This window comes from Vibrio sp. MOR3, from assembly GCF_001557775.1.
Taxonomy (GTDB): domain Bacteria; phylum Pseudomonadota; class Gammaproteobacteria; order Enterobacterales; family Vibrionaceae; genus Vibrio; species Vibrio jasicida.
On sequence record NZ_LNRD01000003.1, the window covers coordinates 285,865 to 312,044 of the forward strand.

Here is a 26,180-nt window from a genome sequence, read left to right on the forward strand (position 1 = left end):
ACTCCTTACTTACGGCCTTTACGCTGCTTCTTAGGCTTATCGCCTTTAGGCTCTACAGCGTTAGCTGCTGGCATACCACCTAGAATCTCACCTTTGAAGATCCAAGTTTTAATGCCGATCACACCGTATTGAGTGTGAGCCGAAGAAGTTGCGTAATCAATGTCTGCACGTAGAGTGTGTAGAGGCACACGACCTTCACGGTACCACTCAGAACGTGCGATTTCAGCGCCGCCTAGACGACCGCTTACTTCCACTTTGATGCCTTTAGCACCTAGACGCATTGCGTTTTGTACCGCGCGCTTCATAGCACGACGGAACATAACACGACGCTCTAGTTGAGACGCGATGCTATCGCCAACAAGTTGTGCATCAAGTTCAGGTTTACGTACTTCAGCGATATTAATTTGCGCTGGTACACCTGCAATTTTTGCTACAGCTGTGCGTAGTTTCTCAACGTCTTCACCTTTCTTACCGATTACAACGCCTGGACGAGCAGTGTGAATAGTCACACGGATGCTCTTAGCAGGACGCTCGATAACGATGCGTGAAAGAGATGCTTTTTGTAGTTCCTTAGTAAGGAACTGACGTACCTTGAAGTCGCCGTCTAGGTTGTCAGCGAAATCTTTGGTGTTAGCAAACCATGTAGCATTCCAAGGCTTAACGATGCCAAGACGAATACCATTAGGATGTACTTTTTGACCCATTGCTTACTCTCCTAGTCTCTAGCGATCTGCTACAACAACAGTGATGTGGCTTGAACGCTTCAAGATACGATCCGCACGACCTTTAGCACGAGGCATAATACGCTTCATGGTTGGGCCTTCATCTACAAAGATTTTTGCGACATTCAGATCGTCAATATCTGCACCTTCGTTGTGCTCCGCGTTAGCGATAGCAGACTCTAGAACTTTCTTAACTAGAACAGCAGCTTTTTTGTTGCTGAAAGTTAGGATTTCTAGAGCTTGGTCAACAGATTTACCACGAATTAGATCCGCAACTAAGCGAGCTTTCTGAGGCGAAATGCGAGCAAAGTTATGTTTAGCAATAGCTTCCATCATTTACTCCTTAACGCTTCTTAGCTTTCTTATCCGCAGCGTGACCGCGGTAAGTACGTGTTGGTGCGAATTCACCCAGTTTGTGACCGATCATTTCTTCAGTTACAAATACTGGTACGTGCTGACGACCATTATGGACAGCGATGGTCAAACCGATCATCGTAGGGATGATCATTGAACGACGGGACCAAGTCTTAATAGGCTTTTTGTCTCCGCTTTCCACCGCTTTCTCTACCTTCTTCAGCAAGTGTAGGTCAATAAAAGGACCTTTCTTGAGAGAACGTGGCATGGCGATTCCTCTTTATATAGATTACTTGTTACGACGACGTACGATGTACTTGTCAGTGCGTTTGTTCTTACGAGTCTTGAAGCCTTTAGTTGGCATACCCCAAGGAGATACTGGATGACGGCCACCAGAAGTACGACCTTCACCACCACCGTGTGGGTGATCAACCGGGTTCATTACTACACCACGTACGGTTGGACGTACGCCGCGCCAGCGTGAAGCACCAGCTTTACCAAGTTCACGTAGCATGTGCTCAGAGTTACCAACTTCACCGATTGTTGCACGGCCTTCAGAAAGAACTTTGCGCATTTCGCCAGAACGTAGACGGATAGTTACGTACGCACCGTCGCGAGCAACGATTTGAGCGTAAGCACCAGCCGAACGAGCTAGCTGACCACCTTTACCAGGTTTTAGTTCAACGTTGTGTACAGTTGAACCTACTGGGATGTTACGCATTGGAAGAGTGTTACCAGCTTTAATCGGTGCATCAACACCAGATTGGATAACATCACCCGCGTTAACACCTTTAGGTGCTAAGATGTAGCGACGCTCACCGTCTTTGTAAAGAACTAGAGCAATGTTTGCGCTACGGTTTGGATCGTATTCTAGACGCTCAACTTTCGCTGGGATGCCATCTTTAGTACGTTTGAAGTCAACTACACGGTAGTGGTGCTTGTGACCACCGCCGATGTGACGTACTGTGATACGACCGTTGTTGTTACGACCACCGTTCTTAGAGTTTTTCTCTAGAAGAGGTGCGTATGGCTTGCCCTTGTGTAGGTCAGCGTTAACAACTTTAACAACGTGACGACGACCAGGGGAAGTCGGCTTACATTTAACAATAGCCATTCTTAACTACTCCTGTTATTCCGCGCCGCCAACAAAGTCAAGATCTTGACCTTCTTTCAAAGTAACGTACGCTTTCTTAACGTCGCTGCGGCGACCTTGGCGTAGACCTTGACGTTTGGTCTTACCCTTAGTGATAAGAGTATTTACAGACTTAACTTCAACTTCAAAAAGCTTTTCTACAGCTGCTTTGATCTCTTTTTTAGTTGCATCTTTAGCTACTTTGAAAACGATAGTGTTCGCTTTCTCAGCTGCCATAGTTGCTTTTTCAGAGATGTGCGGAGCACGTAGAACTTTTAGGATACGCTCTTCAGTGATCATGCTAGCATCTCCTCAACTTGTTTAACTGCGTCAGCAGTCATTACAACTTTGTCGAACGCGATTAGTGAAACTGGATCGATACCAGCAACATCACGTGCGTCAACTTTGTATAGGTTACGAGCCGCTAGGAATAGATTCTCATCTACTTCGCTAGTCACGATTAGAGCGTCAGTTAGCTCAAGCTCTTTAAGCTTAGCAACTAGCTCTTTAGTCTTTGGCGCTTCAACTGAGAAGTTATCAACAACGATTAGACGCTCTTGACGAACTAGCTCAGAAAGAATGCTCTTCATAGCACCGCGGTACATTTTTTTGTTTACTTTTTGGCTGTGATCTTGTGGTTTCGCAGCAAAAGTAACACCACCTGTACGCCAGATTGGGCTACGGATTGTACCAGCACGCGCACGGCCAGTACCTTTTTGACGCCATGGCTTAGCGCCACCGCCAGAAACTTCTGAACGTGTTTTTTGAGCACGAGTACCTTGACGAGCACCTGCTGCAAACGCAACAACTACTTGGTGTACAAGAGCTTCGTTAAACTCACGTCCGAAAGTAGTTTCGGAAACAGTTAGTGCATCAGCACCTTTAACCATTAGTTCCATTACTTACTCCTGAGACGTTATGCTTTAACAGCTGGTTTAACGATCACGTTGCCACCTGTTGAGCCTGGTACTGCACCTTTAATAAGAAGCAGATTGCGCTCAGCGTCAACACGTACGATCTCTAGGTTTTGAGTCGTTACACGCTCAGCACCCATGTGACCTGCCATTTTCTTGCCTTTAAATACGCGACCTGGAGTTTGACATTGGCCAATTGAACCCGGTGCACGGTGAGACAATGAGTTACCGTGAGTCATATCTTGAGTACGGAAGTTCCAACGCTTAACAGCGCCTTGGAAGCCCTTACCTTTAGATGTACCAGTAACGTCTACTTTCTTAGTTTCGTTGAATAGTTCAACTGTTAGCTCAGCGCCAACTGCGAACTCTTCACCGTTTTCCAAACGGAATTCCCAAAGACCGCGACCAGCTTCAACGCCAGCTTTAGCAAAGTGACCTGCTTCAGCTTTGTTTACACGGTTAGCTTTCTTAGAACCAGCAGTTACCTGAATTGCTGCGTAGCCGTCTGTCTCAAGAGTTTTAACTTGAGAAACACGGTTTGCTTCAACTTCAACAACTGTTACTGGGATAGAAACGCCGTCTTCAGTAAATACGCGGGTCATGCCCACTTTACGACCGATTAGACCAATCATTCTTCTAATCTCCCTTAACCTAGGCTAATTTGAACGTCAACGCCCGCAGCAAGGTCTAGACGCATTAGAGCATCAACAGTTTTGTCTGTTGGCTCAACGATGTCGATTAGACGCTTGTGAGTACGAATTTCGTACTGGTCACGTGCTTTCTTGTTAACGTGTGGAGAGATAAGAACTGTGAAACGCTCTTTACGAGTTGGCAGTGGGATTGGACCACGAACCTGTGCGCCAGTGCGCTTAGCTGTTTCAACGATTTCCGCTGTAGAAGCGTCGATTAGTTTGTAATCGAATGCTTTTAGGCGGATACGGATACGTTGGTTCTGCATGAGACAGAGCTCCAATATTAAAAATTACACAAACAATATCGCCACTCAAACTCGTTAAGACGAGAGAATGCCGATTGATTTATGTGAAACCGTAGCGTCCAAGATTAGGACACATTGTCAGTTAATTTTCGATTAACTACCCCTACATACCAGAGTCACGTCTGGGGATAGTTTTTCCGAAGAAAAGATAGCTAATTGTATTAACCGCGAACATAAGCTGAGTCTACATTACCTCGTAAATCCGAAGATTTACTCGCTCCTCATTGCTCATTGGTTCACAACTGGCTTAACCAGTGCGACGCATTATACAGATCACACTTTAGGATGCAAGACCTGAGTGAAAAATAATCGAACAAAATTTAACCGCTCGATTTATCCTTCAGTTTTTGCTTTCGCCATAAACAAAAAGGACGCCGTAGCGTCCTTTTTTTAAACAGGAATGATAATAGCGCTGGCTATTACTTCTTGCTTGATAGTGCACCGAAACGCTTGTTGAAGCGATCAACACGGCCGCCTGTATCAACGATACGTTGCTTACCAGTGTAGAATGGGTGACACTTGTCACATACGTCTAGGTGGATAGATTCCTTCGCTAGAGTAGATTTGAACTCAAAAGAGTTGCCGCAAGAACAAGTAGCAGTTACTGCTTTGTATTCTGGGTGGATACCAGCTTTCATGGGATAACCTCAATAGTAGGCCGTGTCGCTATACGAGTCTAAGCCGCACACCACACGTAATTAATAATAGAAATGAGTACCGCATCGGCCAATTGCCGAAGCCATATCTCAAGGCGCAGTATAGTAATGAATCACTTTGCTGGGATCAACACATTTGGCAACTTTTTCGCCACTTTTTTCACCAGTACGTATGTACTGAAGGCTTTCTGCCGCCTTATTTGAGGTTTACTCGAATTTCGCCGAGGGTTTTAATAGACTATACCCTCTTCTTCCCTCTTTTATATAGTTAAGATTCTATGCGCCCATCCATCGCTAGAGTGGCACTGCCGGTCCCACTCGACAAACAGTTCGATTACGTCATTCCTGGGCATCTCTTTCCGCTCATTGGGGGAAGAGTATCTGTTCCTTTTGGCCGACAGACCCTTGTTGGTGTAGTCACAGCGATGGTGAACCATTCTGACTTTCCTAAAGAGCAACTTAAGCCAATCAAAGCCGTATTAGATGCTCAACCGCTATGGCCTGAGAATTTATATTCCTTGCTCACGTGGTGCAGTTACTTTTATCAATACCCTCTCGGCGATACCTTACACAATGCAATGCCGGCTGCGCTACGTAAAGGGAAACCAGCGGACTTCGCAACCCTGCAAGAATGGCAGATCACCGAATCAGGTAAAAATAAATTAATGCAAGGCTTGGGAAGAGCGGTTAAACAACAGCGCGCATTGCAGATGCTGGTTGATGGCGCAGTTCCGCATCAAGAGTTCATCGACCAAGAAATTCCCTCAACAGTGCTAAAGACCTTGGAAGAAAAAGGCTGGGTTGAGCGCATAGAGAAAAAGCCTACTATCACCAAATGGGGTAATCACGTTGAGCGCGATGTTGAAAAGCCCAAGGTTAATCATGAACAGGCGCTTGCGATTGCCAGTGTGAATAGCCAAACCGGGTTTGCTTGCTATTTATTAGAAGGGGTAACGGGATCTGGTAAGACTGAAGTTTACCTGAACCTGATCAAACCTGTACTCGAGAAAGGCAAGCAGGCACTCGTTCTCGTACCTGAGATTGGTCTAACACCACAAACCATTAACCGCTTTAAACACCGTTTTAATGTTCCTGTTGATGTGATTCATTCTGGATTGAATGATACTGAGCGGCTCAATGCGTGGCTTTCTGCAAGAGACAAAGCCGCCGGCATCATTATTGGAACCCGCTCGGCCCTGCTCACACCTTTTGCCGATCTCGGTATTATTATTGTCGATGAAGAGCACGATGCATCTTACAAGCAACAAGACAGTCTGCGTTACCACGCTCGTGATGTCGCCGTGATGCGCGCCCATAAAGAGCAAGTACCTATTGTGCTTGGTTCTGCAACCCCTGCTTTGGAAACGCTGCACAACGCACTTACGGGGAAATATCATCATCTGACCCTGACACAACGTGCTGGTTCAGCGGTTCCGACCACGAATAAAGTCCTCGATGTCAAAGGGCTGTATTTGGACAGCGGCTTATCGGCTCCTCTAATTGCTGAAATGCGCAAGCACCTAAAAGCAGGCAACCAAGTGATGTTGTTCTTGAACCGTCGTGGCTTCTCGCCTGCACTCATGTGTCATGAGTGTGGTTGGATTGCGGAATGTAAACGTTGCGATGCGTACTATACCTTCCATCAATACAGTAACGAGATTCGCTGCCATCATTGCGGCTCACAACAACCTGTAATTCATCAATGTCAGGGCTGTGGTTCGACCCAGCTTGTGACAGTTGGCGTGGGAACCGAACAACTTGAGTTGCAACTGGCCGATCTTTTCCCTGAATACAAAGCTATTCGTATAGATAGAGACAGCACGCGCCGCAAAGGCAGTTTAGAAGATGCGCTTGAGTCAATTCGCAAAGGCGAATACCAAATTCTGATTGGAACGCAGATGTTGGCGAAAGGTCACCACTTCCCTAACGTCACCCTTGTTGCACTATTAGATGTCGATGGCTCTCTTTATAGTAGTGATTTCCGTGCTTCTGAAAGACTGGCTCAGCTATTTATTCAGGTTGCAGGCCGAGCTGGCCGAGCTAGCAAGCCTGGTGAAGTGATACTTCAAACTCACCACCCCGAGCACAGCTTGTTGCAAGCCCTTTTACATAAAGACTACCGACACTTTGCTATGACGGCATTGGAAGAACGCAAATTAGCTCAACTGCCACCATATAGCTTTCTAACGCTGTTTAAAGCCGAAGCGAACCAAAGTGAAATTGTCGAGGATTTCCTTCGTCAGGTGCGTTTTACTCTTGAATCACATCCGCTATTCGATGATTCCTGCATGGTGCTGGGGCCAACGCCTTCACCACTTGCTAAACGTGCAGGTAAGTATCGCTGGCAGTTACTTTTGCAAACTCAGCATCGCTCATTGATGCAAAAGTTATTAACCAGTGCCAAACCTGCTATTGAGTTGTTGCCAAATGCCAAGAAAGTTCGCTGGAATTTAGACATAGAGCCACAAGATCTCAGCTAGCAAACGTTTAACCATGTAATGAATTGCCTTTTAATGTGAGTAAAATCACAATAGGATTGCAATTTTTGTTAAACAGACCGTAACTTTACCTTTAGAAATGAATAGACTATTCAAATTAGTAAAGTCTAAAGTGGATCAGTCACATAGGCTTCAATTAGAACAATGACAAACGTCACCTTGGCGAATATTTTAAGAGGGTAAAAACTATGGCGACAATGAAGGATGTTGCCCAGCTTGCAGGGGTATCTACTGCGACAGTATCACGAGCATTAATGAATCCAGAAAAAGTCTCTTCTTCAACAAGAAAGAGAGTGGAAGATGCCGTACTAGAAGCTGGTTATTCACCAAATTCATTAGCTCGTAACTTACGAAGAAATGAATCAAAAACCATTGTCACTATCGTTCCGGATATTTGCGATCCGTACTTCTCAGAGATCATTCGCGGTATCGAAGATGCAGCGATGGAACATGGCTATCTGGTTCTGCTTGGCGATAGCGGTCAACAAAAGAAACGTGAGAGCTCATTTGTAAACTTGGTCTTCACCAAACAAGCCGACGGTATGTTGCTGTTGGGTACAGACTTACCCTTTGACGTCAGCAAGCCTGAACAAAAGAACCTACCACCTATGGTGATGGCCTGTGAGTTTGCCCCTGAGTTGGAGTTACCAACTGTTCATATCGATAACCTGACTTCAGCGTTTGAAGCGGTGAACTACCTAACGCAACTTGGTCATAAACGCATCGCGCAAATCTCTGGCCCGGACACTGCAGTACTTTGCCAATTCCGTCAGCAAGGTTATCAACAAGCGTTGCGTCGCGCAGGCATCAATAAAGAACCACAATACAGTGTGATTGCAGATTTCTCCTTTGAAGGTGGCGTACAAGCCGTTCGTAAACTGCTTGAATTGCCAGAGCCTCCAACGGCACTCTTCTGTCACTGTGACACCATGGCGATTGGAGCTATTCAAGAAGCAAAGCGTCTTGGTCTGCGTATCCCTCAAGATTTGTCTATTGTCGGCTTTGATGACATTCAATTCGCGCAATACTGCGATCCACCACTGACCACCATTTCTCAACCTCGTTACGAGATTGGTCGCCAAGCGATGCTGATGATGCTAGAGCTACTGAAAGGCCATGATGTACATGCTGGCTCTCGACTGCTCGACACTAAGCTTGTCGTGCGAGGTAGTGCTGCGCCTCCACCATTACGATAAGCAACGCAAGACTCCCCAAGCGACGCATTTAGCGTCGCTTTTTATTACCCACTTTCCTGCACGTAACTAACAAGATTACACGAATAGGGTGTTTTATCTTTTCAATCTGGATTAACATATTTGCCAGAATCCTTGATGACCTGAAGTAAGCGTGGCAAATAGAGATTATGTAAGACGCGGACGCGGCACTCCGAAAAAGTCTGCAAAAAAACAACCTTCAAGAAAAAAACCTTGGCGTAGTGGTCTACTGGCAATTTTGCTCGTGGGCGGTTTTGGCTATGGGCTGTATTTATTAAGTTCAGATCCTGAGCCGGAAAAAACAGTGGTTGTTGAAACACCAACAACAAATACCACCAGCAAGCCAAAGCCGAAAAAAGACATTCCACCTCCACCGGAAGAGAAGTGGGAATACGTCGATACGCTTCCAAAACGTGAAGTCGAAGTCGTCGCCAAAGAAATTCAGGTATCCAAAGTCCCTTACGTTATGCAATGCGGCGCTTACAAGAGCCAAAGCCAAGCAGAAGAGCGTAAGTTAGCGATCGCCTTCCAAGGCATGACAAGCCGAGTAATCAAAAAAGACGGCAGCTCTTGGTACCGTGTTGTACTTGGCCCATACAAGTTCAAACGTGAAGCAGAGAAAGATCGCCACAAATTGCAACGCGCGAAGATCGAGCCTTGTGCGATTTGGAAAGAGAATCTTTAAACACTGGCCCTAGGAGCTAAGATCCTAGGGCCTTTCTTTTCACCCCCTTGAATCCCCCACTCACTTACCCCATATACTTAATTAAATCCAAAGAGAAATAATTAAGAGGTCGACTGTGACTACCATTGTATCTGTACGTCGAAACAATAAAGTCGTCATCGCGGGTGATGGCCAAGTGTCGCTAGGCAATACCGTAATGAAAGGCAATGCGCGTAAAGTTCGCCGCCTATACAACAACCAAGTACTTGCCGGTTTTGCTGGCGGTACCGCGGATGCCTTCACCCTATTCGAACGCTTCGAAAGCAAACTGCAAATGCACCAAGGCCACCTAACTAAGGCAGCAGTGGAACTTGCAAAAGACTGGCGTAGCGACCGTGCACTTCGCAAACTAGAAGCGCTGTTAGCCGTAGCGGATGAAACGGCTTCACTTATCATCACAGGTAACGGTGACGTAGTTCAGCCAGAGAACGACCTGATTGCCATTGGCTCCGGTGGCGCATACGCACAAGCAGCAGCAACCGCACTATTAGAAAACACAGACCTAGACGCACGCGAAATTGCAGAGAAAGCACTGAACATCGCTGGCGACATCTGTGTATTCACCAACCATAATCACACTGTAGAAGAACTAGAATCTACAGTAGAGCTTCCTAAGCCAACGGCTTAAGCGTAATCGTAACGAAGTAAGGAAAGAATATGTCTGAAATGACTCCTCGCGAAATCGTTCATGAACTGAACCGCCACATCATTGGTCAAGAGAAAGCAAAACGTTCGGTTGCGATTGCCCTACGTAACCGCTGGCGTCGCATGCAGCTTGAAGAAAGCTTGCGTGTAGAAGTGACACCCAAAAATATCCTAATGATTGGTCCTACTGGTGTAGGTAAAACAGAGATTGCTCGCCGTCTTGCCAAACTGGCTAATGCACCATTCATCAAAGTCGAAGCAACCAAATTCACCGAAGTGGGTTATGTTGGTAAAGAAGTAGAAACCATCATCCGCGATCTTACCGATGTTGCAGTGAAGATGACACACCAGCAAGCGATGGAAAAAGTAAAATTCCGCGCTGAAGAGCAAGCAGAAGAGCGTGTTCTAGATGCCCTACTACCACCAGCTCGTGATGCTTGGGGTCAATCTGAGCAAAAAGAAGACACATCGAACACCCGCCAAATCTTCCGTAAAAAACTGCGTGAAGGCCAGTTAGATGACAAAGAAATCGACATCGACGTAGCAGCACCGCAAATGGGTGTGGAGATCATGGCGCCTCCTGGTATGGAAGAAATGACCAACCAGCTACAAGGTATGTTCCAAAACCTTGCTGGCGACACGAAGAAGAAACGCAAACTGAAAATCAAAGACGCAATGAAAGCGTTGGCAGAAGAGGAAGCAGCGAAGCTGGTAAACCAAGAAGAGCTGAAAGAGTCTGCGATTTTCAACGTCGAGAACAACGGTATCGTGTTCATCGACGAAATCGACAAGATTTGTAAGCGCGGCGAAAGCTCTGGCCCTGACGTATCTCGTGAAGGTGTTCAGCGTGACCTATTACCGTTAATCGAAGGTAGCACCGTATCAACTAAGCACGGCATGGTGAAAACAGACCACATCCTATTTGTGGCATCTGGTGCATTCCAAGTAGCGAAGCCTTCTGACTTGATTCCAGAACTGCAAGGTCGTCTGCCTATTCGTGTAGAGCTAGAAGCACTAACCAGTAACGATTTCAAACGTATCCTTACTGAGCCAAAAGCATCTCTGACTGAACAATACGTTGCGCTAATGAAAACAGAAAGCGTGGATGTAGAATTCACTGAAGACGGCATCACTCAAATCGCAGAAGCGGCATGGACCGTGAACGAAACTACTGAGAACATTGGTGCGCGTCGTCTGCATACCGTGATGGAGCGTTTGATGGATGAGATTTCTTACGACGCGACTGAAAAAGCGGGTGAGAAGTTCGTCATTGATGCGGCTTACGTGAAAAACCGTCTAGGTGACACGATTGAAGATGAAGATCTAAGCCGCTTCATTCTGTAATAAGCCCAGTATAGAGACCAAAGCCCAGAACTATGCTTCTGGGCTTTTTCGTTTCGAATAACGGTTACTTTAGCAAGCTCTAGAGCAAAAAAGTTCGTCATCCTAGCGAGCTCAAGCGAGACTGAGGATCTAATAGCAGCGCGCACTACACCATTCTGTTTTTAAAAGAGCCCCGCTTTATTCCCTCAAATATGAAAACTGTGTTCCTTACTTGTAACCCTTTGACTCTTAATTGACTTGCTTTAGGTCAATAGCGTATCTGTCGCTTTGTGCTTATACTGGGCACATTGGTTACTAGCACGAAATATCCATGAAACAATCTCTAAAGATCTGGCTTGAAGCCGCGCGTCCTAAAACATTACCGCTTGCACTGGTATCAATTTTGACCGGTAGCGTACTCGCCTATTCAGCGGGACACTTTTCTCTGACCATTGCCATCATGGCTTTCGTCACAGCTACGTTACTGCAAATACTATCTAACCTTGCCAATGATTATGGCGATGCAGTCCAAGGTACAGATAATGACAACCGCTTGGGCCCTCAGCGCGCGATGCAGTCTGGCGCCGTCACTGCCGCTCAGATGAAAATGGCGATCATCTTTAATATCGTTCTGACCGGGATTGCAGGCCTTACTTTGGTGTTTTACGCACTGAGTTCTTTTGAAAGCATCATTACTTTTATCGGCCTAGGCATTCTTGCCATTATCGCAGCGATTGCTTACACAATGGGTAGTAAGCCTTACGGCTACGTCGGCCTAGGCGACCTGTCTGTCTTCATCTTCTTCGGTTTACTTGGCGTATCCGGTACCTACTTCCTGCATACCGGTCATGTGGATGCGACATTGTTCTTACCAGCATTAGGCTGCGGTTTGTTAGCCGTAGCAGTGCTGAACATCAACAACATGCGTGACATTGAGAACGACAGCGAATGTGGTAAACGCACGATGGCAGTTCGACTTGGTCAACGTAAAGCAAAGCAATACCACTTCATCTTACTCGGTGGCGCCCTACTCGCCTTTGCGGCTTATTTACTTATTCAAGACAAGCCGGTTTGGATCAGCTTACCCTTCCTGCTAAGCATCTACGTGGTAGCGAATCATGGCAAAGCGGTTTGGGATACCGAAAAACCCGCACAAATTGCCCCAATGATGCCCGTTGTTGTGAAGTGCTCGCTCGTTACTAACGTTTTATTTGCAACAGTTGTGGTAGCTCAAACTCTGATGAGTTAAAAAGGGATTGTCATTGCATTGACTTAATGCCTAGATATACTCAAAGACAACAGTTTCTGTTTAGAAAGGTACGCTATGGAATACAATACCTCAGCACTCTGTGATATCTATCTTGATCAGGTAGATGTAGTTGAACCGATGTTCAGTAACTTTGGCGGCCGCGCGTCGTTTGCCGGGCAAGTGACGACGGTTAAGTGCTTTGAAGACAACGCACTGATCCGCGAAACGCTAGAACAAGACGGAATCGGGCGAGTATTGTTGATCGACGGCGGAGGGTCTCTACGCAGAGCCTTAATCGATGCAGAAATCGCAACCCTTGCAGAAGAAAATGAATGGGAAGGCATTGTCGTTTACGGTTGCGTCCGCGAAGTGGATGAACTAGAAGACATGAACCTTGGCATTCAAGCGCTCGCTTCTATTCCTGTTGGCGCTGCGAACCAAGGCGTTGGTGAAATCGATGTCCCAGTAAACTTTGGCGGTGTTAGCTTCCTACCGGAAGATTACATCTATGCAGATAGCACTGGCATTATTCTTTCTCCAGAACCGCTCAATATCGATCTCGAGTTGGATGACGATGAAGAGGAAGAAGATGAGGAAAGGTTAAACTAACCTAACGCCATTTACGACTACTAGCCAAATACGCAAACACCCGCCGAAGCGGGTGTTTTTGATTCTGGATACTTAAGTGGATTATTCCACTTCGTCCATCTTGCCAAGTAGTGCACGAATGCGCTCTTGCCACTGCGCGTGCTCTTGTTGAGCTTGCTGAGATTTTTGCTCAAGCTCTTCACGTTGAGAACGCATTTCGTTAGCTTCAGCTTCTAATTTCACTTTGTCTTCTTTCAGCTCTTCTACTTCCATCTGAAGAAGAGTGATTGTGTCAACTGCAGTTTGAATTTTCGCTTCTAGTTTTTCTAGTACTTCAAAAGACATCTTGGCCTACCTATTGTTATTCCGTGGGACGATGGCGAGCGTTCGCTTGCACCTTACCTATGAGGTTCATTCTACTCAGCGTAGCGATGAGAAACACTTACTATATTCGATATTTTGCATCATTCGGTTAAAAAATCGGCGCAATCTCACTAAACGCTGACTTTTCTTATCCTAGAAGCATTTTTGAGCAATGTATTTTCCCATCACTACCCCATAAACTCACCCAAGTATTGATCAAATTCAACTTAGTTAAAGTAAAAGCTCAGCAAAAAGGCAAACGTTTAACTGACGATGTGATAAAATCGCCGCGCAAATTATTCTTCCCTCTTGTTACTTGGAGACATCATGAAACGCGATTTAGCAATGGCATTTTCCCGTGTTACTGAAGGTGCCGCTTTGGCTGGTTACAAATGGCTTGGCCGTGGCGACAAAAACGCAGCGGATGGTGCTGCTGTTGAAGTAATGCGCACCCTGCTGAACAAAACAGACATCAGTGGTGAAATCGTTATTGGTGAAGGTGAGATCGATGATGCACCAATGCTGTACATCGGTGAACAAGTGGGTATTGGTGGCGACGAAGTCGATATCGCTGTCGACCCAATCGAAGGTACTCGCATGACCGCAATGGGTCAATCTAACGCACTAGCAGTATTGGCAGCGGGTGAGAAAGGCAGCTTCCTTAAAGCACCAGACATGTACATGGAAAAACTGGTTGTCGGTCCTGGCGCTAAAGGTGTTATCGACCTAGGTAAGCCACTTAAAGAAAACCTAGAAAACGTAGCAAAAGCACTGAATAAACCTCTTGATACGCTAGTCGTTATTACGCTTGCGAAGCCTCGTCACGATGAAGTGATCGCAGAGATGCAAACCATGGGCGTTCGCGTATTCGCAGTGCCAGACGGCGACGTAGCCGCTTCAATCCTAACTTGTATGCCAGACAGCGAAGTAGACATGATGTACTGCATCGGCGGCGCACCAGAAGGCGTCGTATCTGCAGCGGTAATTCGTGCACTAGACGGTGACATGCATGGTCGTCTTCTTCCTCGTCATGAAGTAAAAGGCGATACGGAAGAAAACCGCATCTATGGCTCAGCTGAACTACAACGCTGTGAAGAGATGGGTGTAAAAGCAAACGTAGTATTGAAGATGGAAGACATGGCGCGCAGCGACAACGTAGTATTCTCTGCAACGGGTATTACCAAAGGTGACCTGCTAGAAGGCATCTCTCGCCAAGGCAATATCGCAACAACAGAAACTCTGTTGATCCGTGGCCGTTGTCGTACTATTCGTCGCATCAAGTCTACGCACTACCTAGAGCGTAAAGATCCAGAAGTACGCGATATTATTCTTTAATCTCGACGTAGATTGATTCCCCAAGGGTTGGCTAAGTGCCAACCCTTTTTGTTTGTGATTCAACAAATCCACACACAAATTAAGTCAACACTTTTCTTTACTAACCCTATCGCGCATAATATGTACTGACGTATAAATGGTGGGTATATGAAGACCGTAGATAGGATTTTGCAAATCGTTAAGCGTGATGGCTCTGTCACCGCGAAACAACTCTCTTCTGAACTGGGTATGACAACCATGGGTGCGCGTCAGCATCTGCAAGGTTTGGAAGATGACGGCATCCTGTCGATTCATGATGTAAAAGTCAAAGTGGGTCGCCCTGCCCGCCATTGGTCTCTGACCCAAAAAGGTCATGAGCAGTTTGCAGATCGCCATGGTGAGTTGACCATTCAGTTCATCGAAGCCGTAGAGCACATCTTCGGTAAAGATGGGTTGGAAAAAGTCACGTCAGAGCGTGAAAAGCTTACTCTACAAAACTATCAACAGCATCTTGAGCAGTGTGACTCTCTAGAGAGCAAACTAAAGACATTGGTTACTCTGCGTGAACAAGAAGGCTACATGGCAGAACTAGAACAAGATGAACATGGGTTTATCCTCATCGAAAACCATTGCCCTATCTGTAAAGCCGCGACTCGCTGCCCAAGTTTGTGCCAATCTGAGCTCAACGTCTTCCAGTCACTTCTCGGCAGTGACACAAAAATAAAGCGCGATGAGCACATCATCAGTGGCCAGCGTCGCTGCGTGTACCGCATTCAAGCCTAGTATTTCGACTCTCTTCCACTTTATTATGAACATACGCTCTTATTAATGAGACGATATTGTAATTCTTTCTATCTCCGTTTTTGCATGGATTAAGCTTTTAGTAACTAGGAGCAACATCCAATGGATTTGGAGATAGCTATGCCAAGCACCTACAAACCACAAGTTTTACCCTCATTCGATGAAATGGTAAAAATGGCGGAACGCGATCCCGAAGCCTTTGAGCAGTTTCGTCATGATATGGCAAAAGAGATGATCGAGGGTGCCTCAGAGCAGATGCAGCCAAGGTTATGGGCGCAACAAAGCCACATAGACAGAGTCATCCATAACTGTAAAAACCCCAATCACACTAATGTCGTATTGATGAATGAGTTACAGAAACAAGTCGTAAAATTCAGAGAGGCATTACAGGGAGAACCTTCACCGACTCAAAAAGCTGATGTAGTTGAGTTGAAGGCATTTAAAGATAGGGATGATTTTTACTAAAATTCATTGGATAAATCGAGAAAGTCAGGGTTAGATTCTCTCACTAAATCTAACTTCCATTCACGCTTCCATTGCTTCAGCTGCTTTTCTCGGTTTATGGCTGCAACCATGTCTTCGAACAACTCAAAATAAACGAGCTTGTGAACGTGATATTTCTTGGTAAAGCCCTCGACTACTCCGTTTTTATGTTGCCATATTCTTTGGGGCAGTTGACTGGTAACACCAATGTAGAGAACAGAGTTATTTTTTGAAGTTAGGATGTAAACGCAAGGTGTTTTGTCGATGGTTCATTCTCCTTAATGACTTATTGTTAGTTTCCCATTGTGATCCACCAGCAATAAGCTTACTTCAAACTCGGAGCACTCGGTGAGTAGATTCTGAATCACGCTCGTCCCTCGCCATTCAGAATGACGGTTACTTTAAGCGACGATTAAATAAAAGAAATTCGTCATTCTAGCGAGCCTTAGCGAGACTATGAATCTACGTCCAACAAGTTCGATACCCAGGAGCTTACTTCGGCTCAGGATCGTAGTTGTTCTGACCCACAGTGCCTTTCAAGAAACCACACTCCACCAGAATCCACAGACCACAAATCAGAGAAATCGAAGCGACCATCATTTGCGGTGTTGATGGGTCTTGTGCTGCTGGGTTCGTCATTGGCGTTGCGACTCGGCCAATGATCAATGGGATGTTTAACGCTAGCCAATAAATCGACTTGTTACGGTCATGCCAACGCTTAGTTGTGATCGCCAAATCTGGAATAAGAAGAATTAGCAGGAAGATCGGCAGAAGAATATAAGAAAACGCAGGGAATAACTTACTGATGCCTGCACCGAAGCCCAAGATCATGATGTAGTAAATGATATTCCACACCCAGTAAGTTTTACGGCCTATACGCCCTTGGAAAGAAAACAGTAGTTCTTTAATCGACATCGAAACACTCAACATATTGAAAGTGCGACAACTCCTTGGCCGCACTACGTAAATCCTAGCGTGTCTAATTTACCACCTTCTGGAAGCAATCAATATCCATATCTCGAACATTCACAGTCAAACTGCGAACATGGCTTGCTTGTTCTTGTAACACCACCATCAGTGCTCTTGATAGTTCCCGCTTCTGTTCTGAGCTCCTTCCTGCGAGCAAATCAAAGTTGATATGGATGAAGTCCACACTATCGCCCTCTTCCCCGACCAGCCAATTGTGGCAACGAAGTGCACGAGATTTGACAGACGCCAACTCGAACAAACCACTGTCTAAAGTCACTTTGTGTAGGTCTTCTAATAGGCCTTGAACATTCACACGCTCATCGACCGAGTTGGAATATTCTAAAACTAAGTTTGGCATTTTGATTCCTTTCTTATTACGGCTAACTTTTAACCCGTAGTAATACCAATCTAAGCGGCAATTTCCGAGGAATGGACTATCATTCTGTCTACGCGATCACCAATCGATTGCTTTTGATAAAATGGATAGACCCAAGTGACCTCAAGATACAGGGTCCAGAGCGTTGTCATTGATTCCCTGTTTACCGAAAATGCAAGCTAGGAAAACAACGCAGCATCGGTTCAATGACACGCTCCCGAAGGGCGAGCGGCCTTGGTCTGCATACTTTGTTAACAATTTTTAATTTAGAACCACTAGATCTTCAAATTGTTGCCTCGCCTGCAAACCAAGCCATTCTCGCTGAACCTAGCATCTCGAGGTTACTTGGGTATAGAACAAATGCAGCACCGACCAGATGAAGAAAGCCGAATAAGACATGACGCCAATCATGATCTGTTCACATTATTCTGTTATATTCCTACGTAGATTTTTTACATTAATAGACTATTTACATTAAAGATAAGGGAGATATTCCTATGCGTCGTCCTGTAGTGATGGGTAACTGGAAACTAAACGGTAGCAAAGCAATGGTAACTGAGCTGCTAGCTGGTATTAACGCTGAACTTGAAGGCGTTGAAGGTGTTGACGTAGCAGTAGCTCCACCAGCTCTTTACATCGGTCTAGCTGAGTGTGTAATCGCAGAAGGTGATAACAAAGTTATCCTAGGCGCACAAAACACTGACCTAAACAACAGCGGTGCTTTCACTGGCGACATGTCTCCAGAAATGCTGAAAGACTTCGGTGCTTCTCACATCATCATCGGTCACTCAGAGCGTCGTGAATACCACAACGAATCTGACGAGTTCATCGCGAAGAAATTCAACTTCCTAAAAGAAAACGGTCTAACGCCTGTTTTCTGTATCGGTGAATCTGAAGCTCAAAACGAAGCTGGCGAAACTGAAGCAGTATGTGCACGTCAAATCAACGCAGTTATCGACACTTACGGTGTTGAAGCTCTAAACGGCGCAATCATCGCTTACGAACCAATCTGGGCTATCGGTACTGGTAAAGCAGCAACAGCTGAAGATGCACAACGCATCCACGCTTCTATCCGCGCTCTAATCGCAGCAAAAGACGAAGCAGTTGCAGAACAAGTAATCATCCAATACGGCGGTTCTGTTAAACCAGAAAACGCTGAAGCTTACTTCTCACAACCAGACATCGACGGTGCTCTAGTTGGCGGCGCTTCTCTAGACGCTAAGAGCTTCGTAGCTATCGCTAAAGCAGCGGCAGCAGCTAAAGCTTAATTTCGCTTTTTACTAAGCAGAAATAGCAAAGGGATGCATTACGCATCCCTTTTTGTTTGCCTACGATCTAATGAGTTTTGTCATTCCGAGGAGCCTAGGCGACATCAGGAATCTACTCAACCCCACGCCCCAACTCAAAGCACCCAAACAACAGACATACCCAAAAGACATCCGTCATTCCGAGGAGCCTAAGCGACATCAGGAATCTACTAACCGCGTGTGTCAAACCCAAAGTTAAGTAACGAAAAACGACTTACATCAAAACAAAGAACCTAATCACACTTCCGATTATTCCTACTTAATTCCATCCAACCAACGAACTCAATTCACTTACTCTGCCCACTGGATTTATAGTTACTGATACTTGTTCAAGGAGGAGCAGTCGACATGACAACACCGATATCAGACATCGCCAATGTGATTCACCATGGTGGGAAACATACCGTCACAGGCTCTTGTCATGAATTGAAACTGCCACACGGCAGCATCTTGATCGATTGTGGACTCTTTCAAGGCAAAGACATCCATTTTGGCAACCGCAGGGCATCACTGGATATTGAGTTTCCGATTAAACACATCAAAGCATTAGTCCTGACTCATGCTCATATCGACCATATTGGACGCCTACCTTGGCTATTGGCTGCTGGATTTAAAGGCCCCATTTACTGCACCAAAGCAACAGCCGAACTAATACCACTCATGTTAGAAGACGGACTAAAACTGCAACTAGGTTTGAACTACCATCAGCGTCAACAAGTCCTCAACGTCATTAAAAAACAGCTAAGACCCCATGACTACCAACAATGGCTGCCACTTGGTAAACAATGTTACCTACGCTTTCAGCCTGCGGGGCACATTCTTGGTTCCGCTTACGTGGAATTCAAACTCCCCAATCATGAAATCATCGTGTTTTCCGGCGATCTAGGTCCGTCCAATACCCCGCTCTTGCCCGATCCAAAGCCGCCAAAGCGTGCCGACTATTTGTTCATCGAGTCCACATACGGCAACAAAGAGCATGAAGATATTGCCACTCGAACTGAACGCTTGAACGCCATTATCGATCACGCACTGCAAGACGGTGGTGTAATTCTGATCCCAGCTTTCAGCGTAGGACGTACGCAGGAACTGTTATTCGATATTGAACAGCTGATTCATCGACGTGACTTGTCGTCTTCTCTGCCAATTATTCTAGACTCTCCGCTCGCAAAAAGAGTCACGAAGACCTACCGCCGTTTCAAAAAGTTTTGGGGAAAAGAAGCAAAGCAAAAGCTCAACAATCATCGTCATCCCCTCGCCTTTGAACAATGCATTACCGTGGAAAGCCATAGAGAACATCAAGCATTAGTGAATCGACTAGCCTCCACCGATGAGCCTGCGATTGTCGTCGCAGCATCCGGTATGTGCGAAGGAGGAAGAATCGTCAATTACTTAAAAGCACTCTTACCGGATGAAAAAAATGATGTGCTGTTTGCGGGCTATCAAGCGCAAGGAACCTTAGGTCGAGAAATCCAATCAGGCAGCCACTCGGTGGATATCGATAACCAACCAATCGAAGCCAACGCACAGATCCATACCATCTCTGGATATTCTGCACATGCAGACCAAAGCGATTTATTGAAGTTTGTTACTGGAGTTTCGAAACAGCCAAAAGCCGTACATTTGATACATGGAGAGAAAGAAGCAAAAAGTGAGTTAGGGAAGAGGATTGAAACGGAAGGAGTTGAAGTGGTTTATTAAACTAACATCTACTGGCATTAGAACGATACGACCTAGTTCTTACTTATTATTAATGAGTAGAAGCAGCATAAGAATTTGAATATCAACGTGCTTTAACTAAGCTTTATGCGTCAGAAAGCCATGATAAAGCACGTTAGTAACGAGACTGAACAACTATGCAGGTTCAGCAACCTTTACGGTTGGTGTTTTAGCAAGCTCAGCACTAGACGCTTTTTTGTATAGGTTCTCGTAGCAGTAGTTTGTCGCCTCGATGTAACCTTCTACACTTCCGCAGTCAAAACGCTGACCTTTAAATTTGTAAGCGATAACACAACCAGATTGCGCTTGTTGCATCAATGCGTCAGTAATTTGGATTTCTCCACCTTTGCCTGGTTCTGTATTTTCGATAAGATCAAAAATATCTGGCGTTAAGATATAGCGACCAATAATTGCTAAATTACTTGGTGCTGTGCCTGGTTCTGGCTTTTCTACCATGTTATCAATTCGGAAGATGTTATCTTTGATCATCTCACCAGCAATCACACCATACTTATGGGTCTCAGTTTCTGGAACTTCTTGAACCGCAACAATAGAGCAACGGAACTGCTTGTACAGCTCAACCATTTGCGCTAATACGCCCTGCTCTTCATTCACACAGAGGTCGTCTGCTAATACAACCGCAAATGGTTCATCGCCCACTAACTCACGACCAGTCAAGATAGCATGACCAAGACCTTTCATCTCACGTTGACGGATATATGTGTAACTCGCTGAATCAATCAAAGAACGGATATCGTCCAACAGTGCTTCTTTGCTTGTTCCTGAAATTTGATGTTCCAACTCATAGTTTTTATCGAAGTGGTCCATCAAAGAGTGTTTGCCACGACCGGTGACAATGCACATGCCATTCATGCCAGCTTCAATAGCTTCTTCAACACCATATTCAATCAATGGTTTGTTGACAACCGGCATCATTTCTTTCGGCATAGATTTTGTTGCAGGTAGGAAACGAGTACCGTAACCCGCTGCAGGAAAAAGACATTTTTTAATCATTGTGATTTATACCTAGCTAGACATAAAAACGAGGCTTTCGCCTCGTTTTGTATTACTTGTTGTAGAATCCTTTATACCAAGAAACAAACTCTGCAACACCTTCTTTAACTGTTACTCTTGGTTTGTAACCTGTGGCGGTAAATAGATCTTCTGTATCAGCATAAGTTTGATAAACATCCCCAGGCTGCATTTCACGGAAGTTTTTCTTCGCTTCAATACCAAGTTCATCTTCAATCGCTTTAACGAAGTCCATCAAGTTGATAGGAGAGCCATGACCAATGTTATAAACCGAATATGGAGCAGAACTGCTTGCTGGAGTTCCAGATTCTACAGTCCAGCTTTCATTTCGAGTTGGTAAGACATCTGCAATACGAACTACACCTTCAACAATATCATCTATATGGGTGAAGTCTCTCCACATATCACCATTATTGTTGATATCGATAGTATCGCCATCAAGAATTTTCTTAGTAAAAATAAATGGGGCCATGTCCGGACGACCCCAAGAACCATACACAGTGAAAAAGCGCAAACCTGTTGTTGGGATGTCATACAGATGAGAATAGCTATGAGCCATCAACTCGTTAGACTTTTTGGTTGCTGCATAAAGTGATACTGGATGGTCAACACTATCTGAAGTGGCAAAAGGAACTTTTGCATTAAGCCCATACACAGAGCTCGAAGATGCATATACCAGATGGCTTACTTTGTTTTGACGGCATCCCTCAAGAATATTGAGATGCCCAACTAAGTTTGAGTCAGCATAAGCATGTGGGTTTTCTAGTGAATAACGTACTCCAGCTTGGGCGGCCAGGTGGATAACACGATCAAACTTCTCAGTTGCAAACAGCCTCTCCATCGCTCCACGATCTGCAATATCCACACTTACAAATTTGAACAGTGGATGTTCAATACGAGCGAGTCGAGCATGTTTTAGATTCACATCGTAGTAATCATTTAGATTATCGATACCAACAACTTCATGCCCTGCAGCATTAAGCTTCCCCGCTGTTGCACTACCAATAAAACCAGCAGCACCAGTTACTAAGTATTTCATAATTAACCAATTCCTAAAGAAACAAAAGCCAGTCAAATAAGACTGGCTTAACTTAATCAAGTGTGAGGTTAGTCACTACCAAATAGATCGCGTGTATAAACTTTTTCGGCTACGTCCGCCAACTCTTCAGCCATACGGTTAGAGACAATCACGTCCGAACATTTTTTGAATTCATTCAGATCTTTCACAACACGTGAATGGAAAAACTCAGCATCTTGAAGCACTGGTTCATAAACGACAACTTCTATACCCTTTGCTTTAATACGCTTCATAATGCCTTGAATTGAAGACGCACGGAAGTTGTCTGAGCCTGCCTTCATGATCAAACGATATACGCCTACTACTTTTGGCTGACGTTTAATGATTGAATCTGCGATAAAGTCTTTTCGCGTACGGTTAGCATCAACGATAGCACCAATAATATTGTTCGGAACTTCTTGATAGTTTGCTAAGAGCTGTTTGGTGTCTTTTGGTAAGCAGTAGCCGCCGTAACCGAAAGATGGGTTGTTGTAATGATTACCAATGCGAGGATCTAAACCAACACCCTCGATGATTTGTCGAGCGTCAAGCCCGTGTGCTTCCGCGTAAGAATCCAGCTCATTAAAGTACGCAACACGCATAGCAAGGTAGGTGTTGGAGAAAAGTTTAACTGCTTCAGCTTCTGTAGAGTCAGTAAAAAGAACTTGAATATCGTCTTTTACTGCCCCTTCCACTAGTAAGCTAGCAAATACTTCGGCACGTTCACTTCGCTCACCAACAATGATACGTGATGGGTGAAGGTTATCGTAAAGCGCTTTACCTTCTCGAAGAAACTCAGGAGAAAAAATTACGTTCTCACTACCCAACTCTTCTTTGATTCGAGCTGTATAGCCAACAGGAACAGTTGACTTAATCACCATCACTGCTTCAGGGTTAATTGACATAACATCTTTAATGACTGCCTCAACTGAAGAAGTATTAAAGTAGTTAGTTTGCGGGTCATAATCAGTAGGAGTTGCAATCACAACGAACTCCGCATCTTTGTACGCTTTCTGTTTGTCTAATGTTGCGACAAAGTTCAACGTTTTCGTTGCTAGAAAGCTCTCAATTTCTATGTCACAAATCGGTGATTGCTTGTTATTAAGCATATCAACTTTTTCATGGATAATGTCAACCGCTACCACATCATGGTTTTGAGCTAACAGCATCGCATTGGAAAGACCTACATAGCCTGTACCCGCAACTGCGATTTTCATGGGTTAATCCTCATTTTATTTTTGCTAAAGAATATCAGAACTGGGGATAAAGGTCATAGGCTTGTTAGGTCTTATGATCCTAAATTGAATTCGTTCAACTGACGATGAATCTAATAGCTACACAATGGTAGGGACGACAACTATAAACGCTCTTATAACCCTCTGCGAGCATATACATTTTCGAGCCTTTGTTGCGCTTTGTTTTAATTTTGTAAGAGCGGCTTCCAACAATCGGGATTAGCGTTTATTTCCAAGGCCAAAGATAAAGGGAAGTAATTCGTTTTCACATTTCTATGTAAAATCCTTCAGCGGAAGTAAATGTCATGTTTTCATTGGAGTGAACTCAAACGTAGAGAAATACAGTTTGAATAAGATAATTTTTTAGTCATATCGCAAGATATGATGTAACGACCCACAGTTGTTACAAATCGGTTCTTTTGGAATGATTGCATTTAGGCTAAAATCATTGCGTTATAATTAAAAATTATTTGTTGGCAGTATATGTTTCTAGAGCTTAGTTTTATCTTCTTTTTTTCCTTTGCTACACTTTTCTTAATGCGTAAAGTGGCCAAAAGAATTGGCTTGGTAGACAAACCGAATGCAAGAAAACTCCATGATGGTGCCGTTCCCTTAGTTGGTGGCATTTCAATCTGTTTGGTACTTGCACAATACCTCACATTTAAGCCTGATACGATTGAACACAGTTGGCTATACCTATTGTGCATTTGTATCTTGACGATAATTGGCGCGATTGACGATAAGATCGATCTTAGCTTCAAAATCCGTATGGGTATTCAGGCGCTGCTTTCTATTGTGATGATGAAAGTTGCAGGCATTGAACTACATAGCCTTGGTGATATGTTCGGTTTAGGACCGATATCGCTTGGCTGGCTTGGTACCATTATTACCATTTTAGCTGTACTTGGTGCGATCAATGCGTTCAATATGGTAGATGGTATTGATGGTTTGCTCGGTGGCCTTTCGATTGTCACCCTCGGTGCACTTGCCTATTTGTTGCAAGTAGATAGCCAACACGGCGCAGCATATCTGTGCATCGTAATTATCATCGCAATGCTACCTTACATTTTTATGAACTTAGGCATATTAGGTCGAGAACGAAAGGTTTTCATGGGCGATGCGGGAAGTATGATGATTGGCTTCACTGTGATTTGGTTATTGCTTGGCGTAAGCCAAACTGAACAAGCGGAACCACTAATGCGACCAGTCACCGCACTCTGGCTTATTGCATTACCACTTATGGATATGGCAGCAATAATGATCCGACGCATACGAAGAGGGGACTCACCATTTAAACCTGATCGTGAACACTTACACCATATCTTTCAAAGATTGGGGTTAGGTCCACGCCAAACCCTAATGGCCATCTGCACTATTGCTTTGGCGTTTGCTTCTTTCGGTATCTATGGTGAAAATGCGAACTTACCTGAAGTGGTAATGTTTGGTTTATTTGTTGGATGTTTCGTAGGCTATGCAATAACTCTCGCTTACGTTTGGCGAGTCACACGTTATGTACGTAACAAACTAGGAAAAAACGCACAAACGGAAAACTCGGATATTGCTCGATAAGAAAGTCACGGAAAATTTTAAGCGTTCGATAGCAGCACATTGAAATACAACCTATGTAACCACCAACACATAACTGTGGTGATTTAATAATATTTGAGGCTTTGTTTCCTAATTCAAGTTCGATTAAGAAGGCGCCTAACACAGCTAATTACTAGGCGTTCAGCATCCTTTCAAGCATATCTAGCTCTGTGAGGCTGTTGAACGCTTTTATCATGGAGTAAACCCAGCCGACTTGGGTAGCGTAATTCCTTTAGCTTAACCTGCCATCAACAATTATCTTTACACTGAACATCGCCGCCTCTGAGAACGAATGCTTGTAGTTGCTACGATTATTTGGTGAGTTTTTGAGTAAATTATGGAACGCTTGACCGTCACTAACGTTCGATAAAGTTAACTAAGCGGCAATGATCTCCTGTGCGTCAGCACGAACACTAAATGTAACTTTATCCAGACATGGAATTGCCTGTCAGTACCATTTTTTACCTTCCATTCGCCCTCACCGAAGGCTTTTAACTCGGCGTGTCAAAGGGTAAATGCTGTATTGCTACTTTAGTTTCTTCCTCACACACGACGTTGACCGTTTTAGTTCGTGTGTTAATGCATGAATAATGAGGCCATGACAACAGTAGTTGAGCGAGTTTAAAAATAGAATTAATGCCCCCTCAAAGACCTCTCACAGTAATGAAAGTACACACTTAATCATAAGAGTCGTCGTAATAGCTAAGTCACTAAACGAACAAGGTCCTCCACGGTTTCCCTATTTGATTTTCTTCCATAACTGCACGATATCTTCTCTTCATCAATCCGAAACGTAAGTGCACCACGATTTATTAATGCTTGATTACAGAGTTTCTAATTACTTGTTTTTTGAACGAAGTTTGGCAATTAAGCTCAGTATCCAAGTGAAGTTAGTTGTTCATATCGTGGGGTAATGATGTTTTA

At 44.6% G+C, this 26,180-nt stretch carries 28 protein-coding genes and 2 pseudogenes; 13 read left to right on the top strand and 17 right to left on the bottom strand.

All coding sequences use genetic code 11. The annotated features are described in order from the left end of the window. Window positions 1-5: 5 nt before the first annotated feature. The 9 genes from rpsC to rpmE all read right to left on the bottom strand — a co-directional run bounded on the left by rpsC (window position 6) and on the right by rpmE (window position 4,757). Window positions 6-704: a 30S ribosomal protein S3 gene (gene rpsC / locus ATB76_RS08670; protein ID WP_038864899.1), complete on the bottom strand. Its 699-nt coding sequence runs from the start codon at window positions 702-704 to the stop codon at window positions 6-8. Between the two features lie 18 nt (window positions 705-722). Next, window positions 723-1,055 carry a 50S ribosomal protein L22 gene (gene rplV, locus ATB76_RS08675; protein WP_005528535.1) on the bottom strand — a complete coding sequence of 111 codons (333 nt, stop codon included), beginning with the start codon at window positions 1,053-1,055 and terminating at the stop codon, window positions 723-725. A gap of 10 nt (window positions 1,056-1,065) precedes the next feature. Then, a complete protein-coding gene (gene rpsS / locus ATB76_RS08680) occupies window positions 1,066-1,344 on the bottom strand; it encodes a 30S ribosomal protein S19 (RefSeq protein ID WP_005435078.1) in 279 nt (92 codons plus the stop codon). Window positions 1,345-1,365: 21 nt separating this feature from the next. Then, window positions 1,366-2,190: a 50S ribosomal protein L2 gene (gene rplB, locus ATB76_RS08685; RefSeq protein ID WP_005435076.1), complete on the bottom strand. Its 825-nt coding sequence runs from the start codon at window positions 2,188-2,190 to the stop codon at window positions 1,366-1,368. Between the two features lie 15 nt (window positions 2,191-2,205). Beyond that, window positions 2,206-2,508 carry a 50S ribosomal protein L23 gene (gene rplW / locus ATB76_RS08690; protein WP_004398471.1) on the bottom strand — a complete coding sequence of 101 codons (303 nt, stop codon included), beginning with the start codon at window positions 2,506-2,508 and terminating at the stop codon, window positions 2,206-2,208. Then, the gene (gene rplD / locus ATB76_RS08695; RefSeq protein ID WP_006878388.1) at window positions 2,505-3,107 is read right to left on the bottom strand and encodes a 50S ribosomal protein L4; all 603 of its coding nucleotides are present in this window, start codon (window positions 3,105-3,107) and stop codon (window positions 2,505-2,507) included. The genes rplW and rplD overlap by 4 nt, the downstream gene beginning before the upstream one ends. A gap of 17 nt (window positions 3,108-3,124) precedes the next feature. After that, a complete protein-coding gene (rplC, locus tag ATB76_RS08700; RefSeq protein ID WP_005435072.1) occupies window positions 3,125-3,754 on the bottom strand; it encodes a 50S ribosomal protein L3 in 630 nt (209 codons plus the stop codon). A gap of 14 nt (window positions 3,755-3,768) precedes the next feature. Continuing rightward, on the bottom strand, window positions 3,769-4,080 hold the full coding sequence (gene rpsJ, locus ATB76_RS08705) for a 30S ribosomal protein S10 (protein WP_004410492.1): 312 nt from the start codon (window positions 4,078-4,080) through the stop codon (window positions 3,769-3,771). A 458-nt stretch (window positions 4,081-4,538) separates the two neighbouring features. Then, on the bottom strand, window positions 4,539-4,757 hold the full coding sequence (gene rpmE, locus ATB76_RS08710; RefSeq protein ID WP_010445294.1) for a 50S ribosomal protein L31: 219 nt from the start codon (window positions 4,755-4,757) through the stop codon (window positions 4,539-4,541). Window positions 4,758-5,053: 296 nt separating this feature from the next. Between rpmE and priA the strand changes: the two genes are divergently transcribed. The 7 genes and pseudogenes from priA (at window position 5,054) to rraA (ending at window position 13,037) form a co-directional block, all read left to right on the top strand. Beyond that, window positions 5,054-7,255, top strand: coding sequence for a primosomal protein N' (gene priA, locus ATB76_RS08715; protein WP_042599797.1), 2,202 nt, complete (start codon window positions 5,054-5,056; stop codon window positions 7,253-7,255). A 203-nt stretch (window positions 7,256-7,458) separates the two neighbouring features. Next, window positions 7,459-8,469 (top strand): annotated as a pseudogene (gene cytR / locus ATB76_RS08720) (DNA-binding transcriptional regulator CytR); the annotation flags it as partial. Between the two features lie 151 nt (window positions 8,470-8,620). After that, the gene (locus ATB76_RS08725) at window positions 8,621-9,172 is read left to right on the top strand and encodes an SPOR domain-containing protein (RefSeq protein WP_042599798.1); all 552 of its coding nucleotides are present in this window, start codon (window positions 8,621-8,623) and stop codon (window positions 9,170-9,172) included. Window positions 9,173-9,287: 115 nt separating this feature from the next. After that, window positions 9,288-9,839, top strand: coding sequence for an ATP-dependent protease subunit HslV (gene hslV, locus ATB76_RS08730; protein ID WP_038864894.1), 552 nt, complete (start codon window positions 9,288-9,290; stop codon window positions 9,837-9,839). A gap of 29 nt (window positions 9,840-9,868) precedes the next feature. Further along, complete coding sequence (gene hslU, locus ATB76_RS08735; protein WP_038864892.1) at window positions 9,869-11,200, top strand: HslU--HslV peptidase ATPase subunit; 1,332 nt, start codon at window positions 9,869-9,871, stop codon at window positions 11,198-11,200. Window positions 11,201-11,510: 310 nt separating this feature from the next. Continuing rightward, the gene (locus ATB76_RS08740; protein WP_042599799.1) at window positions 11,511-12,428 is read left to right on the top strand and encodes a 1,4-dihydroxy-2-naphthoate polyprenyltransferase; all 918 of its coding nucleotides are present in this window, start codon (window positions 11,511-11,513) and stop codon (window positions 12,426-12,428) included. A gap of 75 nt (window positions 12,429-12,503) precedes the next feature. Next, a complete protein-coding gene (gene rraA / locus ATB76_RS08745; RefSeq protein ID WP_042599800.1) occupies window positions 12,504-13,037 on the top strand; it encodes a ribonuclease E activity regulator RraA in 534 nt (177 codons plus the stop codon). An 81-nt stretch (window positions 13,038-13,118) separates the two neighbouring features. Here the strand turns inward: rraA and zapB are convergent, their stop codons facing one another. Continuing rightward, window positions 13,119-13,361 (bottom strand): cell division protein ZapB, encoded by a 243-nt coding sequence (gene zapB / locus ATB76_RS08750; RefSeq protein WP_038864886.1) that lies wholly within the window; start codon window positions 13,359-13,361, stop codon window positions 13,119-13,121. Window positions 13,362-13,706: 345 nt separating this feature from the next. Here zapB and glpX point away from each other — a divergent pair, with 345 nt between their 5' ends. The 3 genes from glpX (at window position 13,707) to ATB76_RS08765 (ending at window position 15,959) form a co-directional block, all read left to right on the top strand. Continuing rightward, window positions 13,707-14,714 (top strand): class II fructose-bisphosphatase, encoded by a 1,008-nt coding sequence (gene glpX / locus ATB76_RS08755; RefSeq protein ID WP_038864885.1) that lies wholly within the window; start codon window positions 13,707-13,709, stop codon window positions 14,712-14,714. Between the two features lie 147 nt (window positions 14,715-14,861). After that, on the top strand, window positions 14,862-15,476 hold the full coding sequence (locus tag ATB76_RS08760) for a metalloregulator ArsR/SmtB family transcription factor (RefSeq protein ID WP_038864883.1): 615 nt from the start codon (window positions 14,862-14,864) through the stop codon (window positions 15,474-15,476). Between the two features lie 120 nt (window positions 15,477-15,596). Continuing rightward, on the top strand, window positions 15,597-15,959 hold the full coding sequence (locus tag ATB76_RS08765) for a DUF3135 domain-containing protein (RefSeq protein ID WP_179946831.1): 363 nt from the start codon (window positions 15,597-15,599) through the stop codon (window positions 15,957-15,959). Here the strand turns inward: ATB76_RS08765 and ATB76_RS27130 are convergent. From ATB76_RS27130 to ATB76_RS08775, 3 genes are all read right to left on the bottom strand, one after another. Further along, window positions 15,956-16,243 (bottom strand): GIY-YIG nuclease family protein, encoded by a 288-nt coding sequence (locus ATB76_RS27130; protein ID WP_080774271.1) that lies wholly within the window; start codon window positions 16,241-16,243, stop codon window positions 15,956-15,958. The genes ATB76_RS08765 and ATB76_RS27130 overlap by 4 nt on opposite strands. A gap of 226 nt (window positions 16,244-16,469) precedes the next feature. After that, entirely contained in the window at window positions 16,470-16,892 is a 423-nt protein-coding gene (locus ATB76_RS08770) for a DUF805 domain-containing protein (RefSeq protein ID WP_042599801.1), read from the bottom strand. A gap of 64 nt (window positions 16,893-16,956) precedes the next feature. Next, window positions 16,957-17,304, bottom strand: coding sequence for a 5-carboxymethyl-2-hydroxymuconate Delta-isomerase (locus ATB76_RS08775; protein WP_038876834.1), 348 nt, complete (start codon window positions 17,302-17,304; stop codon window positions 16,957-16,959). A gap of 515 nt (window positions 17,305-17,819) precedes the next feature. On the opposite strand from ATB76_RS08775, the gene tpiA reads away from it, so the two are divergent. Together tpiA and ATB76_RS08785 are read left to right on the top strand one after the other, a co-directional pair. Next, window positions 17,820-18,590 (top strand): triose-phosphate isomerase, encoded by a 771-nt coding sequence (gene tpiA / locus ATB76_RS08780; RefSeq protein ID WP_038876836.1) that lies wholly within the window; start codon window positions 17,820-17,822, stop codon window positions 18,588-18,590. 387 nt (window positions 18,591-18,977) lie between these two features. Beyond that, complete coding sequence (locus ATB76_RS08785) at window positions 18,978-20,327, top strand: MBL fold metallo-hydrolase (RefSeq protein ID WP_042599802.1); 1,350 nt, start codon at window positions 18,978-18,980, stop codon at window positions 20,325-20,327. Between the two features lie 153 nt (window positions 20,328-20,480). Here the strand turns inward: ATB76_RS08785 and galU are convergent, their stop codons facing one another. The 3 genes from galU to ATB76_RS08800 form a co-directional block, all read right to left on the bottom strand. Next, window positions 20,481-21,359 carry a UTP--glucose-1-phosphate uridylyltransferase GalU gene (galU, locus tag ATB76_RS08790; RefSeq protein WP_029559784.1) on the bottom strand — a complete coding sequence of 293 codons (879 nt, stop codon included), beginning with the start codon at window positions 21,357-21,359 and terminating at the stop codon, window positions 20,481-20,483. 52 nt (window positions 21,360-21,411) lie between these two features. Further along, entirely contained in the window at window positions 21,412-22,416 is a 1,005-nt protein-coding gene (locus ATB76_RS08795; RefSeq protein ID WP_042599803.1) for an NAD-dependent epimerase, read from the bottom strand. Window positions 22,417-22,484: 68 nt separating this feature from the next. Beyond that, window positions 22,485-23,651, bottom strand: coding sequence for a nucleotide sugar dehydrogenase (locus ATB76_RS08800; protein WP_042599804.1), 1,167 nt, complete (start codon window positions 23,649-23,651; stop codon window positions 22,485-22,487). Window positions 23,652-24,152: 501 nt separating this feature from the next. On the opposite strand from ATB76_RS08800, the gene wecA reads away from it, so the two are divergent. Then, window positions 24,153-25,238: a UDP-N-acetylglucosamine--undecaprenyl-phosphate N-acetylglucosaminephosphotransferase gene (wecA, locus tag ATB76_RS08805; protein ID WP_042599805.1), complete on the top strand. Its 1,086-nt coding sequence runs from the start codon at window positions 24,153-24,155 to the stop codon at window positions 25,236-25,238. 151 nt (window positions 25,239-25,389) lie between these two features. Here the strand turns inward: wecA and ATB76_RS27135 are convergent. After that, window positions 25,390-26,069 (bottom strand): annotated as a pseudogene (locus ATB76_RS27135) (transposase). Between the last annotated feature and the right edge of the window lie 111 nt (window positions 26,070-26,180).